Origin of the sequence: Bacillus sp. JKS001846 (genome assembly GCF_900176455.1) — a bacterium.
In the GTDB taxonomy this organism is placed as follows: Bacteria; Bacillota; Bacilli; order Bacillales; family Bacillaceae_G; genus Bacillus_A; species Bacillus_A cereus.
The window spans coordinates 4,177,047-4,192,947 of record NZ_FWYG01000001.1 but is presented as its reverse complement, the minus strand read 5'-3'; the positions used below and the strand labels follow the sequence as shown (position 1 = coordinate 4,192,947).

The window sequence follows — 15,901 nt, the reverse complement described above, 5'->3', positions numbered from 1 at the left end:
ACTTTCATAAAAAGTTCCCATAATGGAAAACATAGGAGGTGAAGTTGATGGATGGAAGTACTTTTTATTTTGTAGCTTGGATAGGGTGGATCATTGTAACCTTTTTTATGAAAAAGGACCTTATTCGGTGGAAGTTAGGCGCTTGTATACTGATTTTTATAATTTGCTCTCCGTTACATGTAACGATCGCCTCATTCGTGGTATCAGTAAATGCTCTTTTACTTTGTATTATTTCTTTTATAGGGATCACGCTATATTCTGTCTGGAAAAAATTATATAGCTTACTTTCGGCGCTTATTATTGCAATGTTATATACAAGTTTTCATCTGTTAGAAATATATGATCCGATTTGGATTGTGGTGGATAGAGTGTTTCTGCTAAGTAGTGGTCTTGTGTATGCATCGGTGTTATTGCATGGAGATCGCATATTACGATTATGTTCTCTATATGTAGGGATGTTACAAGGAGAGCTGCTAGTGACATTTATTTTTAGGAAATTGAATTTTCCATATGATTACGGTAGTTTAGCATTTTTTGATATCGTCGCCATTTCTACATTATTCATGGCAATATTGTTTTGGATTGCAAAAGCATCAGTATACATGGAACGGTTTAAGAGAAAAACACGTAAAAGAAAGGCGAGGGTAATACATGACTGAATATACACCAGCCATTTTATGCGGCGTAATAGCGGGGACAGTTACAAGGGTGCTAATGCTTCGGACGGATACACGGCAATATCCGACGAGGCTACATGGGAAAATTATTCATATTGCAATGGGGTTAATTGCAGCTGCTTTAGGAGCGATTGCAATCCCGTCTATTTTGAAAAAAGATTTTTCTGCCATTACATTTCTTACATTAGCAGCGACACAATTTCGTGATGTACGTAATATGGAAAGAAATACGCTTCAACAATTAGATGGGTATGAGCTCGTACCGCGTGGAAATACATACATTGAAGGAATTGCATTGGTTTTTGAAAGTCGCAACTATTTGGCAATGTTAACGTCGTTTGCAACGACGTTTGCGTATATAGGATTCCGTTCATGGATTGCAGGAGTAATTATGGCTATAATCGCATTTTTTATTGCGAAAAAATTAATGTCTGGTAAAAGGCTACATGATCTTGTTGAAATTGAGCACGTTCCGCTTCGTTTTGAAGGAGCAGGGCTTTATATTGACAATATTTACATTATGAATATTGGATTGCCAGCAAGACAAGAAGAAATTATGAAATATGGTATGGGTTTTATTTTAAAGCCGAAATCAATTGATGCGATGGTTACAATCTCAAATTTAGGGCAACGACAAGCTATTTTACACGATGTTTCAGTAGCGTTAGGGATTTATAGAGATTCTGGTACACCAGCGCTTGTACCGTTAGCAAAGCGTGATTTAGAGGATGGCAGGGTTGGGATTTTTGTCCTGCCGCAAGATCAAGATGCAGAGAAAGCGATAGGTGTCATAGGAAATGTACCAACGTTAGAAAGTGCTGTCCATATGTCATCGGAAGCCCCGAAAGGAAGGGGAGATAAGAGATGATGTTAGAAAGTGTTATTCTGGCAGTTATAACAACGACTCCAGAAAAATTTGCAGGTGGTGCTCCTTTATTCGTTTGCGAATCGACAGAGGAACTAGAATTTGTTGCAAATAATTTAGAGGCAATTTTAGATGGTATTGCACATCGCTTACAAGAGAATGTATATATTATTGTGAAACATTAGCAACGTGTGTTATAATGTGAGGTGTTTTGATACGTTGAGAAATATTCTGGAATGCAAATCCCTTCTTGCACAAAGAAGGGTTTTTTACATAATAAACAGAAGCAAGTTGAAAGGATGAAAGTATATGCCGAAACCAGTAATAGCGATAGTAGGTCGCCCGAACGTAGGGAAATCTACTATTTTCAATAGAATTGTTGGAGAAAGAGTTTCAATCGTAGAAGATATTCCAGGTGTAACGCGCGATCGTATTTATAGCGCTGGAGAATGGTTAAATCATGAATTTAACATTATTGATACGGGCGGAATTGATATTGGAGACGAGCCGTTTTTGACACAAATTCGTCAACAAGCTGAAGTAGCAATTGATGAAGCGGATGTTATCATTTTTATGACAAACGGTCGTGACGGTGTAACAGCAGCTGATGAAGAAGTTGCAAAAATTTTATATCGTTCAAATAAACCGGTTGTACTTGCAGTAAATAAAGTGGACAATCCGGAAATGCGCAGTGACATTTATGACTTTTATGCATTAGGATTTGGCGAACCATTCCCAATTTCAGGTACACACGGATTAGGGTTAGGTGACTTACTAGACGAAGCTGCACAACATTTTCCAAAGATTGAAGAAGACGGATATGATGAAGACACAATTCGTTTCTCTTTAATTGGACGTCCAAACGTAGGAAAATCATCACTTGTAAATGCTCTTCTTGGTCAAGAGCGTGTAATTGTTAGTAATGTAGCAGGAACAACTCGTGATGCTGTCGATACACCATATAGTAAAGATGGAAAAGATTATGTAATTATTGATACAGCTGGTATGCGTAAAAAAGGAAAAGTGTATGAAAGTACAGAAAAATATAGTGTACTTCGTGCGCTAAGAGCGATTGAACGTTCTGACGTTGTTTTAGTCGTTTTAGATGGTGAAGAAGGAATTATTGAGCAAGATAAAAAAATCGCTGGATATGCTCATGATTCAGGGCGAGCTGTTGTTATCGTTGTAAATAAATGGGATGCAGTGAAAAAAGACGAAAAAACAATGAAAGCATTTGAAGAAAATATCCGTGCTCATTTCCAATTCTTAGAATACGCACCAATTGTTTTCTTATCTGCAAAAACAAGAAAACGTACACAAACATTAATACCGGTTATCGATGAGGTAAATGAAAGTCATAGTATCCGTATTCAAACGAACGTATTAAACGATGTAATTATGGATGCGGTAGCGATGAATCCGACGCCAACTCATAATGGTAGCCGTCTGAAAATTTTCTATGCAACACAAGTTGCGGTAAAACCACCGACATTTGTTGTGTTTGTAAACGATCCAGAATTATTGCACTTCTCATATGAGCGTTTCTTGAAGAATCGCTTACGTGAATCATTTGGCTTCGTAGGAACGCCGATTCACATTATCGCTAGAGCAAGAGACTAATGGAGAGGATGTGATTTTATGACAAAAATCACAGTAGTAGGAGCAGGTAGCTGGGGAACAGCGTTAGCGATGGTATTAGCTGACAATGGACATGATGTACGTATTTGGGGAAATCGCCCAGAACTTATGGATGAAATTAATACGAAACATGAGAATAGTCGATATCTCCCAGGCATTACATTGCCAAGCACAATCGTAGCCTACTCTTCTTTAGAAGAAGCATTAGTAGATGTAAATACAGTACTGTTAGTAGTACCAACGAAAGCGTACAGAGATGTATTACAAGAGATGAAAGAAATTGTCACTGAACCAATTACTTGGATTCATGCGAGCAAAGGAATTGAACCTGGTACGTCAAAACGTATTTCGGAAGTGATTGAGGAAGAAATTCCAGAGCACTTAATTAAAGATGTTGTTGTACTGTCTGGACCGAGTCATGCTGAAGAAGTCGGTTTACGACAAGCGACAACAGTTACGTCTGCAGCAAAGCGTATGGAAGCGGCTGAGGAAGTACAAGATTTATTTATGAATAGTTATTTCCGTGTATACACAAATCCAGATATCGTTGGAGTTGAACTTGGTGGTGCGTTAAAAAATATTATCGCATTAGCTGCTGGTATAACTGATGGTCTTGGATTAGGTGATAATGCAAAGGCGGCATTGATGACACGTGGTTTAACAGAGATTGCTCGTTTAGGAAGAAAAATGGGCGGGAATCCGTTAACGTTTGCTGGTCTAACTGGTATGGGAGACTTAATTGTAACGTGTACAAGTGTTCATAGCCGAAATTGGCGCGCTGGAAATATGCTTGGAAAAGGACACTCTTTAGAAGAAGTGTTAGAAAGCATGGGTATGGTTGTGGAAGGTGTAAGAACAACGAAAGCTGCTCATGAATTGGCAGAGAAAATGGAAGTTGAAATGCCGATTACAGCTGCTTTATATGACGTGCTGTTCAATGGGAATAACGTAAAAGATGCGGTAGGCTCATTGATGGGGCGTGTTCGAAAACATGAAGTGGAAGCTATACCTGATTTACTGTAAAGAAAAGCGACAGAAGTACATTTGTACTTCTGTCGCTTTTTTATTTTTTGGGTCTTTTCACCATTTTTTCATTTTTGCATAGGATGAAGAGTAACTTGAGGAGAGGGTGAAAAGAATGGATAATAACATTTTTAATAATATTGAGAAGGAAGCGAAAGTAAATAAAGAGGATATTTTTAAATTAGCATCATCTGTGCAAAATGCGAATTTACGTGATGAAACTGTACTTCGTCAATTAATTCATCAAGTGGCTCTTATGGCGGGACGTGAAGTGCCGAAAGAGCAAGAGGATCAAATTGTAAAAGCGATTATTAATAATAATATGCCAACAGATTTTGGCTCGTTAAGCAAAATGTTTAAAAAATAAATTATGAGAAACAAAGAGTTTGTAGATTGCATATGATAGCCATGAAAGAATGGGAATAGAGCTGTTTTTGGGCATATTTGGTCAACCGAAGCGAGAGATACAATCGCTTCGGTTTTATTTTTGTCTAGATTGGTGAGAAATGCTGGAAAACCTATTGATTAAAGTTACATATTCGCAATTTGTAGTAAAAAGTTCTTTTTGTATTTGTTTAAAGATTTTAATTTGTTAAAATAGTATAAAAATAGATTGATAAAAAGGGGTGTGTATATGTCAGAAGGGCTTATGAAAATGTGGTTAGCTTTAGGGGCAATTGGATTTATGTTTTTTGCAGTAAGTTTTATTTTATTAAGTAGACATAAAATAAAGAATAAATTTTTGAAAGGGATTACAGCGTTAGTAGCGTACACCCTTATGATTGTGTCAGGAATTGTTATTTTTCTTGTTGTATTTAGTGGACCTGTACAGCAGTAAATGGAATGGTCTGGAAAATACTACATACGGAGCAAGTTAGATTAGTATGAAAAGGTGATGGTAGTGAAAAAATTACATATTATTTTAATATTTTGTTGTATGAGCCTTTTAACGGGGTGTCTGTATCCGAAAGAAAATATGAAGCAAAATGCGGTTCCTTATGAAGATCAGCTACAGGTTGTTCAAAAAGCTGTTGTGACATTTAAGGAGCAAAATGATGGGATATTGCCAATTAAGACGAGGGATATGAGTACACCTATTTATCAAAAGTATCCGATCGATTTTCAACAGATTGCCCCGCGTTACATACAAGAAGCGCCAGGGAATGCGTATGAAAGTGGAGGAGTATACCAATACGTATTAATAGACGTTGAAACAAATCCAACAGTAAAGTTAATTGATGTTAGGATAGCTGAACAAATTCAGGAACTATCTTTAAAGCTTAGGATGTATCGTGATGAACATCAATATCCACCTTTTAAAAAAGTAATTTCAGATGGTGTATATGAATTGGATTTCAAAAAACTAGGATATAAAGATGTGCCACAAGTGACAAGTCCATATTCTGGTAAAGGACTTCCTTTTGTAATTAATGAAAAAGGAGAAGTTTTTGTTGATTATAGAATCGACTTATATGACGCTTTGAAAAGAAATGAAGGGCAGTTTACGGAGGGAGAAGATATTCGAAATATGCTTTCGAAAGGTTCCCCGTTTGTACCAGCTTATTCTTTACCGTACACAGTAAAGGACGGAGAACCAATTTTTTTAAAATGATAAGTCATGAACCTTTCTTTTAGTGAATAAGTTCTAGAAGAAAGGTTTTTTATGTTATACAACTTACGATGCAAACAAAAGATATTTTTTAATAGTCATATGAAATTGGACAAAATTATATGATATATTGTCCGAACTTCTAGAATACCATTATATTATATCAGATATTATAGGCAACGTTAGAGAAGGTATTAGTTGACTATAAACGCGGAATTATTCCCAAAAATTTTGAGGGAGGGAATCACTTGGAAAAGGTAGATATTTTTAAAGATATTGCAGAACGAACAGGCGGTGATATTTATTTTGGAGTTGTAGGAGCTGTTCGAACAGGGAAATCAACATTCATTAAAAAATTTATGGAACTTGTAGTTATTCCAAACATTGAGAATGAGTCTGACCGTCAAAGAGCGCAGGATGAATTGCCTCAAAGTGCTGCTGGTCGTACAATTATGACGACGGAACCGAAGTTTGTTCCAAACCAAGCGGTTTCTATCGAAGTAGATGAAGGACTTGAAGTGAATATTCGATTAGTAGATTGTGTTGGATATACGGTTCCTGGAGCGAAGGGCTATGAAGATGAGAATGGCCCACGCATGATTAATACCCCTTGGTATGAAGAACCTATTCCATTCCATGAAGCTGCAGAAATCGGCACGCGTAAAGTAATTCAAGAACATTCAACAATTGGTGTTGTAATTACAACAGATGGAACAATTGGTGAAATTCCAAGAAGAGATTATATAGAGGCAGAAGAACGCGTTGTAAATGAGTTGAAAGAAGTAGGAAAACCTTTCATTATGATAATTAATACGGTACAGCCGTATCATCCAGATACAGAGCAATTACGCCAAAGTTTATCAGAAGAATATGATATCCCGGTTATTGCAATGAGTGTGGAGAGTTTAAGAGAAACAGATGTATATAATGTACTTCGTGAAGCACTATTTGAATTCCCTGTATTAGAAGTGAATGTGAACCTTCCGAGCTGGGTAATGGTGCTAAATGAAGGGCATTGGTTGCGTCAAAGTTATCAAGAAGCAGTTCAAGAAACTGTGAAGGATATAAAACGTCTTCGTGATGTGGATCGCGTTGTTTGGCAGTTTAGTCAATATGAATTTATTGATCGAGCGAGCCTAGCTGGCATTGATATGGGGCAAGGTGTGGCTGAGATTGATTTATATGCGCCAGATGAATTATATGATCAGATTTTAAAAGAAGTAGTAGGAGTAGAAATTCGAGGGAAAGATCATTTATTAAAGCTTATGCTCGATTTATCTCATGCGAAAATAGAGTACGATCAAGTGGCGGATGCACTGCGTATGGTTAAGCAAACAGGATATGGTGTAGCAGCGCCTGCATTAGCGGATATGAGCTTAGATGAGCCAGAAATTATTCGTCACGGTTCAAGGTTTGGTGTGAAGTTAAAAGCAGTAGCGCCATCTATTCATATGATTAAAGTAGATGTAGAGTCAACGTTTGAGCCGATTATTGGTACTGAAAAGCAAAGTGAAGAATTAGTTCGTTATTTAATGCAAGATTTTGAAGATGACCCGTTATCAATTTGGAATTCTGATATATTTGGACGTTCACTTAGCTCGATTGTTCGAGAAGGAATTCAGGCGAAATTATCTTTAATGCCAGAAAATGCTAGATATAAATTAAAAGAAACGCTAGAAAGAATTATTAATGAAGGATCTGGCGGATTAATTGCGATTATACTATAAGAAAAAATCCCTCTCATTGTAGAGGGATTTTTTGTTTTTTTTGATTATAAAATAGAAAAATAAACAGTCATTATCTAATACATTGTTGTAAATTGTCAAGTTTCATCAGATTTTCACATTTTCAGAGTAACAATTTCCTTAAAAATATTGAATTATAAAGGAGAATCGTATAATATAGGCGTTGATAATGATTTATCTACATCTTTGTAGTATAGAATTTGCAAAAATTGCCTACAAATGAAAGTAAGACTCATTTTATGATCATTATACAGTCTTATCTTTGGGAGGAGGTGAATGGCATGAACAAGACAGATTTAATCAATGCTGTTGCAGAAGCAAGTTCCCTTTCTAAAAAGGACGCAACAAAAGCAGTAGACGCTGTTTTTGATTCTATCTTAGAAGCTTTAAAACAAGGTGATAAAGTACAACTGATCGGATTCGGTAACTTCGAAGTTCGTGAGCGTGCGGCTCGTAAAGGTCGTAACCCACAAACAGGTGAGGAGATTGAAATCGCTGCAAGTAAAGTACCTGCATTCAAACCTGGTAAAGCGTTAAAAGATGCGGTTAAATAATCCTTACATATTAACAGGGAAGAAGAGTTTCCTTTTTGGGAACTCTTCTTTTTGCTTTTAAAAACATAAATATGCTAGAATGTGTTCGTATCACTTTTAGGTTTTCGGGAGGGCTAGCGGATGGCAAAAGTTAATTTAGAACAAATTGAACATGCAGTACGCCTTATTTTAGAGGCGATTGGGGATGACCCAAATCGTGAGGGAGTACTTGATACACCAAAGCGTGTTGCAAAAATGTACGCAGAAGTGTTCTCAGGTATGCATGAAGATCCGAAAGAGCATTTGCATAAAGTATTCGGAGAAGATCACGAAGAGCTTGTACTAGTAAAAGATATACCATTTTATTCGATGTGTGAGCATCATTTAGTTCCATTCTATGGAGTTGCTCACGTTGCATATATTCCGCAAGGTGGAAAGGTGACAGGGTTAAGTAAATTAGCTCGTACCGTAGATACAATTGCACGTCGCCCACAACTGCAAGAACGTATTACATCAACAGTAGCGAACTCTATTATGGAAGTACTAGAGCCTCATGGTGTAATGGTAGTAGTAGAAGCAGAACATATGTGTATGACGATGCGTGGTGTAAAAAAACCAGGTGCGAAAACAGTAACGACAGCAGTGCGTGGTGTGCTTGAAAATGATGCTGCAGCGCGCAGTGAAATTTTATCGTTTATTAAAACGAAGTAAAGAAAAGCGGGAAACTGCTTTTCTTTTTTTTTTTAGTAAATAAATGATATAGTTTTAACTAGACAGAGTGAGATTAGAAAGATTGCTTACATGAATGGTAGGTGTAGCCAAGTTTTGGTTATAGAAAATAGAGTGTATGTGTTATAATAAGTTTTATGAATTAGAAAACAAGGGTGATTTTTTGTGTGTGACATCTACGGAGGGTATGCGGGTATAAAAGAAAAATTGATGGAGAAATTACGCCATCCTTACTTTATAAACTATATTGAAGAACCATTTATTGATGAAGAAAAGATAGCATTGTTATATGGTGCTTTAAAGAGTGCAAACTTACATATAGAACAAATTGAGCATTACGTAGTAACAATTATGCTTGTACAAATTGCGCTTGATACGCATGAAAGGGTATCAAATAAAGCAGGCGAGGAAGAGATTGAATTCCATAAATGTCGTCAATTAACAGTACTTGCAGGCGATTACTATAGTGGACTATATTATTATTTATTGTCTATGAATCGTGATATTGTTTTAATTCGTGCACTTGCTGAAGGAATTAAAGAGATAAATGAACACAAAATTATGTTATACCAAAAAGCGCATGAAACGACGGATGACATAATGAAAAGCATAGTAATGATTGAGTCTGCGCTCCTTCAAAAAACATGTGATCATTTTCAGTTATCACATTGGAAGCCATTTATCACATACGTATTAGGTGGAAATCGCCTTCAAAAAGAAATTCAATTGTATGCTGATAAGCAACATTCGCCTGTTTTTCAAGCTATGCAAGATGCTTTAGGGGATAAAGCAGAAGTAGTGATTAATGGTTGGATGAAGGAATTGAGAAAGAAAGAAAAACAATTTTTAGAAAATCATACAGACATAAATGAAATAAATTCTGTGTTAAGGAATAAATAGAAGACATAAGCAATTTTACATTGGAAGAAGGTACGAGCATGCAACAATCAAAAGAAGAAAGAGTACATGACGTATTTGAAAAGATTTCTGATAAATACGATGTGATGAATTCTGTAATTAGTTTTCAAAGACATAAAGCGTGGCGTAAAGAAACGATGCGAATTATGGATGTACAACCAGGCAGTCAAGCGCTTGATGTATGCTGTGGAACCGCAGATTGGACAATTGCGCTAGCTGGAGCCGTAGGTGAACAAGGAAAGGTTGTTGGCTTAGACTTCAGTGAAAATATGTTATCTGTCGGTAAGCAAAAGGTAGAGGCGTTACAATTAAAACAAGTAGAACTTCTACATGGGAATGCAATGGAACTTCCGTTTGAAGATAATACGTTTGATTATGTGACGATTGGGTTTGGTTTACGTAACGTACCGGATTATATGCACGTATTAAAAGAAATGACGCGTGTAGTAAAACCAGGTGGAAAAGTAATCTGTTTAGAAACATCTCAACCAACAATGATTGGTTTTCGACAAGGGTATATTTTATACTTTAAATATATCATGCCGTTATTTGGAAAGATGTTTGCGAAAAGTTATAAAGAGTATTCATGGCTTCAAGAATCTGCTAGTACGTTCCCAGGGATGAAAGAATTGGCTCAAATGTTTGAGCAAGCTGGACTTGAACGTGTGCAAGTGAAACCATTTACTTTTGGGGTAGCAGCGATGCATTTAGGTATTAAACCAGAATCAAAATAGAAAAAAGAAGTTTTAGGTTAAGGTGAACAATATGAAGTTACAACTTATGTACTCTTTTTTACGATCGGATATTAATGTGATAGAAAAAGAATTAAAAAAGACAGTCGCTTCTGAACAGCCATTAGTAGAAGAGGCAGCATTACAGCTTATTGAAGCTGGTGGGAAACGAATTCGTCCTGTATTTGTGTTGCTTGCAGGGAAATTTGGAGATTATAAGTTAGATGCGATTAAGCATGTTGCTGTTGCGTTAGAACTTATTCATATGGCTTCTCTTGTTCACGATGATGTTATTGATGCTGCATTTTTACGACGCGGCAGTGCGACTGTGAATGCGAAATGGGGAGATCGTATTGCGATGTATACAGGGGACTATCTGTTCGCTAAGTCTCTTGAATGTATAACAAATATCGAAATTCCAGAGGCGCATCAAGCGTTATCACATACTATTTTAGAAGTCTGTAAAGGTGAAATTGAACAAATTAAAGATAAATACAATTATGACCAAAATTTAAGAACGTATTTAAGAAGAATAAAGCGAAAAACAGCATTATTAATTGCCGCGAGTTGTCAATTGGGAGCGATTGCTGCTGGTGCTAATCGTGATACGGTAAATCGTCTATTTTGGTATGGGTATTTTGTAGGAATGTCTTATCAAATTATTGATGACATTTTAGACTTCGTTTCTACAGAAGAGAAACTTGGAAAACCTGCTGGCGGAGATTTACTACAAGGGAATATTACACTTCCTGCTTTATATGCGATGGAAGATCCAGTACTTCGTCAGAAAATCACATCTGTACATGAAAATTCAACAGCAAGTGAAATACAAGAAATTATTGATGCTGTAAAAAATAGTACAGCAATTGATCAAGCATTTGCATTTAGTGAACGTTATTTACATAAAGCTTTAGAAATAATAAAACCACTCCCACGTGGAAAAGCAAAGTACGCATTACAAAATGTTGCAAAGTATATTGGAAAACGAAAATTTTAATGTTTATTCTAAAAAATAAAATAATCTCTCTATTTCAAAACTATTGCACAATTGTGATAAGGGTGATAATATGTGTGTGGGGATATACAATTACATACATAATTCAGAAGTGGAGAGATTTTTTATGGAAAAAACATTTCTAATGGTAAAACCAGACGGTGTACAACGTGCCTTCATTGGGGAAATTGTAGCTCGTTTTGAGAAAAAAGGCTTTCAATTAGTTGGTGCAAAATTAATGCAAGTCACTCCGGAAATTGCTGGACAACACTACGCTGAGCATAAGGAAAAACCTTTCTTTGGTGAGTTAGTAGACTTTATTACATCTGGACCTGTGTTCGCAATGGTATGGCAAGGTGAAGGTGTAGTAGATACAGCGCGTAACATGATGGGGAAAACAAGACCACATGAAGCAGCTCCTGGAACAATTCGTGGAGATTTCGGTGTAACTGTTGCGAAAAACATTATCCATGGTTCTGATTCTTTAGAAAGCGCAGAGCGCGAGATTGCTATTTTCTTTAAAGAAGAAGAATTAGTTGACTACTCAAAATTAATGAATGAATGGATTTACTAATTATTTTGAAATAATTTGTAAACGCTTTAATCACTGTGATAATAGTAAAAAGTGCAAGGAGAATAGGGGTATTCTTCTTGCACTTTTTTTATTTTCAGTTAGTTACGAAGTTTGAGCTGTTATGATATGTTGATATTTAAATTAGGCCTATCGGAAATATAGAATAAGAAAATGGTCGATTTATGATATAATTTCTTTAATATTTTTAGAATGATAAAAGTTAATATAGTGAGATAAATACATATACGAAAAGAGGAATAACGTATGCGATATATTACAGCTGGTGAATCTCATGGTCCACAACTTACAACGATTATAGAAGGTGTTCCGGCAGGATTGTCTTTAGTAGCAGATGATATAAACGAAGAGCTAGCTAGAAGGCAAAAGGGATATGGGCGCGGTAGACGCATGCAAATTGAAACGGATCAAGTGCAAATTTTAAGTGGTGTTAGACATGGAGAAACATTAGGTTCCCCTATTGCACTTGTTGTTGAAAATCGTGATTTTGCACACTGGACAAAAATTATGGGGGCGGAGCCTTTAACTGAGCAAGAAGAAAAAGAGATGAAAAGGAAAGTGACAAAACCAAGGCCTGGGCATGCTGATTTAAATGGTGCGATTAAATATGGTCATAGAGATATGAGGAATGTACTGGAACGTTCGTCAGCGCGCGAAACGACGGTGCGTGTTGCTGCTGGTGCGGTTGCTAAAAAGGTGTTAGCAGAACTTGGTATTAAAGTGGCGGGCCATGTAATTGAAATTGGCGGTGTACAAGCTAAGGAGATTACGTATAGTTCAATTGAAGAATTAAAGAGTATTACAGAAGCATCTCCTGTACGTTGCTTAGATGAAGAAGCTGGTAACCAAATGATGAAAGCGATTGATGATGCGAAAGCAAATGGTGATTCAATTGGTGGAATCGTTGAAGTAATTGTGGAAGGGATGCCAATTGGAGTAGGTAGCTACGTGCATTATGATCGAAAACTGGATGCGAAATTAGCAGCTGCAATTATGAGTATTAATGCTTTTAAAGGTGTCGAGATTGGAATTGGTTTTGAAGCAGCGCATAGACCAGGAAGTGAAGTTCATGATGAAATTCTGTGGGATGAGGAGCATGGATATACACGAAGAACAAATAATGCAGGTGGACTAGAAGGCGGTATGACGACTGGAATGCCAATTGTTGTGCGCGGTGTGATGAAACCGATACCTACACTTTATAAACCTCTTCAAAGTGTAGATATTGATACGAAAGAGCCTTTTACAGCGAGTATTGAACGTTCAGATAGTTGTGCAGTGCCAGCAGCTAGTGTCGTTGCAGAAGCGGTTGTGGCTTGGGAATTAGCGACAGCTTTAATAGAACAATTCGGATTAGATCGTATGGAACTAATTCGTGAAAATATTGAGAAACATAATGAATATGCGAGGGGATTTTAATGGGAAACATACATATTCAAACGAAATCAAAAGAATATGATGTACATGTTGGTAAAGAAGCGTTGTCAAACTTAACAACGATCGTTCAAAATATGCAGCCAGCGGTATCTAACGTAATGATCATTTCAGATGAAGCTGTTGCATCACTACATTTACAGACAGTTATCGATGCATTACAAGTAGAGCAGCACGTGTTTTCGTTTGTTGTACCAAGTGGCGAAAAAGAGAAGTCTTTCGAAAATTTCTATGCGGCTCATACGTCAGCTCTTGAAAATAAATTAGATAGAAATTCTTTAATTCTTGCACTTGGAGGCGGAATGATTGGAGATTTAGCTGGTTTTGTTGCTGCATCGTTTATGCGTGGTATTCGCTTTGTGCAGGTTCCGACAACTTTATTAGCGCACGATAGCGCAGTGGGTGGGAAAGTAGCGATTAACCATCCGTTAGGTAAAAATATGATTGGTGCATTCCATCAGCCAGAAGCAGTTGTATATCATACACCGTTTTTACAGTCTCTTCCTGAAAAAGAGTGGCGTTCAGGTTATGCAGAGGTGATAAAGCATGCTCTTATTGGTGATGTGGAGCTATACCATTGGTTAAAAGAAGAAGTGCAAACATTAGCGGATCTTCATGATGAGAAGTTAATCCATATATTAACGAAGGCGATTCCTGTAAAGGCAAATGTTGTGTCACAAGATGAAACAGAGAAGGGTGTACGTGCTCATTTGAACTTTGGACATACGTTAGGACATGCTCTTGAAAAAGAGCTAGGGTATGGAAATATTACTCACGGTGACGGTGTAGCGGTTGGAATGTTATTCGCCATATTTTTAAGTGAGCAAGTGTACAAGGTTGATCTTGCTTATGAAGATATGAAGCAGTGGTTCTTGAAATACGGCTATCCAAAAATGCCAAGGGATTTGAATGTAGAGCGCCTCGTTCAATTGATGAAACAAGATAAGAAAGCAAATGCAGGAGCAATTCATATGGTGCTTATGCAGGAATATGGGGTAGTGAATGTCGTATCTATTTCAGATGAGACTGTTCATATTGCGTTAGAGGCATTTCAAAAAGATATGGTTTAAAATGATAGCGAAGTGCTGTGAAGTGCTCATTTAGAGGTATTCTCGTAATAGTGACGGTTATGACAAAAGATTACAGTAAGGGGCTATAACCGTATTGTAATCAAATTGAATGAAATGACTGGGGGAAGAAAAATGAGAGTGAAAGAGCAATTGTTAACTTTGAGAGCGTATGTGCCTGGGAAAAACATTGAAGAAGTAAAAAGAGAATATGGTTTATCAAAAATTGTGAAATTAGCATCCAACGAAAATCCATTCGGTTGTTCAGCACGTGTGACAGAAACATTAACTTCTTTAGCGAGCCAATATGCCCTTTATCCAGATGGATATGCCTTTGAACTTCGGACAAAAGTAGCGGAACATTTAGGTGTAAAAGCAGAACAACTACTATTTGGTAGTGGATTAGATGAAGTCATTCAAATGATTAGCCGAGCGTTACTACATGAAGGAACAAACGTTGTAATGGCGAATCCTACGTTTTCACAATATCATCACCATGCTGTTATTGAAGGAGCAGAAGTTCGTGAAGTATCACTTAAAGATGGTATTCACGATTTAGATGCAATGCTAGAGCAAGTAGATGAGAAAACGAAAATTGTATGGATTTGTAATCCGAATAATCCAACAGGTACATATGTTGAGAAACAAAAATTACTTTCATTTTTAGAATCAGTTCCTAAGTCGGCTCTCGTTATTATGGACGAAGCATATTATGAATACGCGGAAACAGAAGACTATCCGCAAACATTACCACTTCTTGAAAAGTATGAAAATCTTATGGTTTTACGCACGTTTTCAAAAGCATATGGTTTAGCTGCTTTTCGTATCGGATATGCGATTGGGGATGCGAAGTTAATCGGACAGCTAGAAGTAGCTAGGTTACCATTCAATACATCAACTGTAGCCCAATCTGTAGCACTCGCTGCATTAGAAGATCAAGCCTTTTTACAAGATTGTGTGCAAAAGAATGCTGAAGGTTTAAATCAGTATTATGCATTTTGTAAAGAATATAACGTATTCTATTATCCATCCCAAACAAATTTCATTTTCTTAAAACTTGGTATACCGGGTAATGAAGCTTTCGAACGATTAATGAAAAAAGGATATATCGTTCGTTCTGGTGCTGCATTTGGTATCGATGATGGTATTCGTATTACTGTCGGTTTGAAGGAAGAAAATGATGAAATTATAGAGTTGCTGAAAGAGCTTGTAAATGAGCAAGTACAGAAAGAAGAAACATATTCTTAAGAGATTGTGAAGGCTCCTAGTATAGGAGCCTTTTTTATCGCATTCAAAATAAAGGTTGAAGACTGCTAATTAAGTTATTCTGTAAACCACGGTTTGTA

At 36.8% G+C, this 15,901-nt stretch carries 18 protein-coding genes; all 18 read left to right on the top strand.

Translation table 11 applies throughout. From position 1 onward, the window contains the following. Nucleotides 1-47: 47 nt before the first annotated feature. The 18 genes from B9A45_RS22305 (at nt 48) to hisC (ending at nt 15,803) form a co-directional block, all read left to right on the top strand. The gene (locus tag B9A45_RS22305) at nt 48-659 is read left to right on the top strand and encodes a YphA family membrane protein (protein WP_000349098.1); all 612 of its coding nucleotides are present in this window, start codon (nt 48-50) and stop codon (nt 657-659) included. Beyond that, complete coding sequence (locus B9A45_RS22300) at nt 652-1,545, top strand: YIEGIA family protein (protein ID WP_000141596.1); 894 nt, start codon at nt 652-654, stop codon at nt 1,543-1,545. The genes B9A45_RS22305 and B9A45_RS22300 overlap by 8 nt, the downstream gene beginning before the upstream one ends. After that, nucleotides 1,542-1,727 carry a capping complex subunit for YIEGIA gene (locus B9A45_RS22295; protein WP_000979059.1) on the top strand — a complete coding sequence of 62 codons (186 nt, stop codon included), beginning with the start codon at nt 1,542-1,544 and terminating at the stop codon, nt 1,725-1,727. Before B9A45_RS22300 ends, B9A45_RS22295 begins: the two co-directional genes overlap by 4 nt. Before the next feature lie 124 nt (nt 1,728-1,851). Further along, entirely contained in the window at nt 1,852-3,162 is a 1,311-nt protein-coding gene (engA, locus tag B9A45_RS22290) for a ribosome biogenesis GTPase Der (protein ID WP_001125893.1), read from the top strand. Between the two features lie 18 nt (nt 3,163-3,180). Continuing rightward, on the top strand, nt 3,181-4,203 hold the full coding sequence (locus B9A45_RS22285; RefSeq protein ID WP_000161763.1) for an NAD(P)H-dependent glycerol-3-phosphate dehydrogenase: 1,023 nt from the start codon (nt 3,181-3,183) through the stop codon (nt 4,201-4,203). Nucleotides 4,204-4,318: 115 nt separating this feature from the next. Further along, nucleotides 4,319-4,570, top strand: a complete 252-nt coding sequence (locus B9A45_RS22280) for a stage VI sporulation protein F (protein ID WP_000369754.1) — start codon at nt 4,319-4,321, stop codon at nt 4,568-4,570. A 267-nt stretch (nt 4,571-4,837) separates the two neighbouring features. Beyond that, entirely contained in the window at nt 4,838-5,041 is a 204-nt protein-coding gene (locus B9A45_RS22275) for a DUF2768 domain-containing protein (protein ID WP_001289004.1), read from the top strand. A 63-nt stretch (nt 5,042-5,104) separates the two neighbouring features. Next, entirely contained in the window at nt 5,105-5,815 is a 711-nt protein-coding gene (locus B9A45_RS22270; protein ID WP_000733109.1) for a hypothetical protein, read from the top strand. Nucleotides 5,816-6,060: 245 nt separating this feature from the next. Continuing rightward, nucleotides 6,061-7,539: a stage IV sporulation protein A gene (gene spoIVA / locus B9A45_RS22265; protein WP_000416519.1), complete on the top strand. Its 1,479-nt coding sequence runs from the start codon at nt 6,061-6,063 to the stop codon at nt 7,537-7,539. A gap of 299 nt (nt 7,540-7,838) precedes the next feature. Further along, nucleotides 7,839-8,111 (top strand): HU family DNA-binding protein, encoded by a 273-nt coding sequence (locus tag B9A45_RS22260; RefSeq protein ID WP_001043860.1) that lies wholly within the window; start codon nt 7,839-7,841, stop codon nt 8,109-8,111. 120 nt (nt 8,112-8,231) lie between these two features. Then, nucleotides 8,232-8,801, top strand: a complete 570-nt coding sequence (gene folE / locus B9A45_RS22255) for a GTP cyclohydrolase I FolE (protein ID WP_001151482.1) — start codon at nt 8,232-8,234, stop codon at nt 8,799-8,801. Nucleotides 8,802-8,984: 183 nt separating this feature from the next. Continuing rightward, nucleotides 8,985-9,719, top strand: coding sequence for a heptaprenyl diphosphate synthase component 1 (locus tag B9A45_RS22250; protein WP_000332846.1), 735 nt, complete (start codon nt 8,985-8,987; stop codon nt 9,717-9,719). Nucleotides 9,720-9,757: 38 nt separating this feature from the next. After that, nucleotides 9,758-10,471 (top strand): 2-heptaprenyl-1,4-naphthoquinone methyltransferase, encoded by a 714-nt coding sequence (gene menG, locus B9A45_RS22245; protein ID WP_001187674.1) that lies wholly within the window; start codon nt 9,758-9,760, stop codon nt 10,469-10,471. Between the two features lie 31 nt (nt 10,472-10,502). Beyond that, nucleotides 10,503-11,465 (top strand): heptaprenyl diphosphate synthase component II, encoded by a 963-nt coding sequence (hepT, locus tag B9A45_RS22240; RefSeq protein ID WP_000776076.1) that lies wholly within the window; start codon nt 10,503-10,505, stop codon nt 11,463-11,465. 124 nt (nt 11,466-11,589) lie between these two features. After that, nucleotides 11,590-12,036 (top strand): nucleoside-diphosphate kinase, encoded by a 447-nt coding sequence (gene ndk, locus B9A45_RS22235; protein ID WP_000415883.1) that lies wholly within the window; start codon nt 11,590-11,592, stop codon nt 12,034-12,036. 264 nt (nt 12,037-12,300) lie between these two features. After that, entirely contained in the window at nt 12,301-13,473 is a 1,173-nt protein-coding gene (gene aroC / locus B9A45_RS22230; RefSeq protein ID WP_001269386.1) for a chorismate synthase, read from the top strand. Continuing rightward, nucleotides 13,473-14,558, top strand: coding sequence for a 3-dehydroquinate synthase (gene aroB / locus B9A45_RS22225; protein WP_000526812.1), 1,086 nt, complete (start codon nt 13,473-13,475; stop codon nt 14,556-14,558). The genes aroC and aroB overlap by 1 nt, the downstream gene beginning before the upstream one ends. 132 nt (nt 14,559-14,690) lie before the next feature. Further along, nucleotides 14,691-15,803: a histidinol-phosphate transaminase gene (gene hisC, locus B9A45_RS22220; RefSeq protein WP_001264037.1), complete on the top strand. Its 1,113-nt coding sequence runs from the start codon at nt 14,691-14,693 to the stop codon at nt 15,801-15,803. Nucleotides 15,804-15,901: the final 98 nt, after the last annotated feature.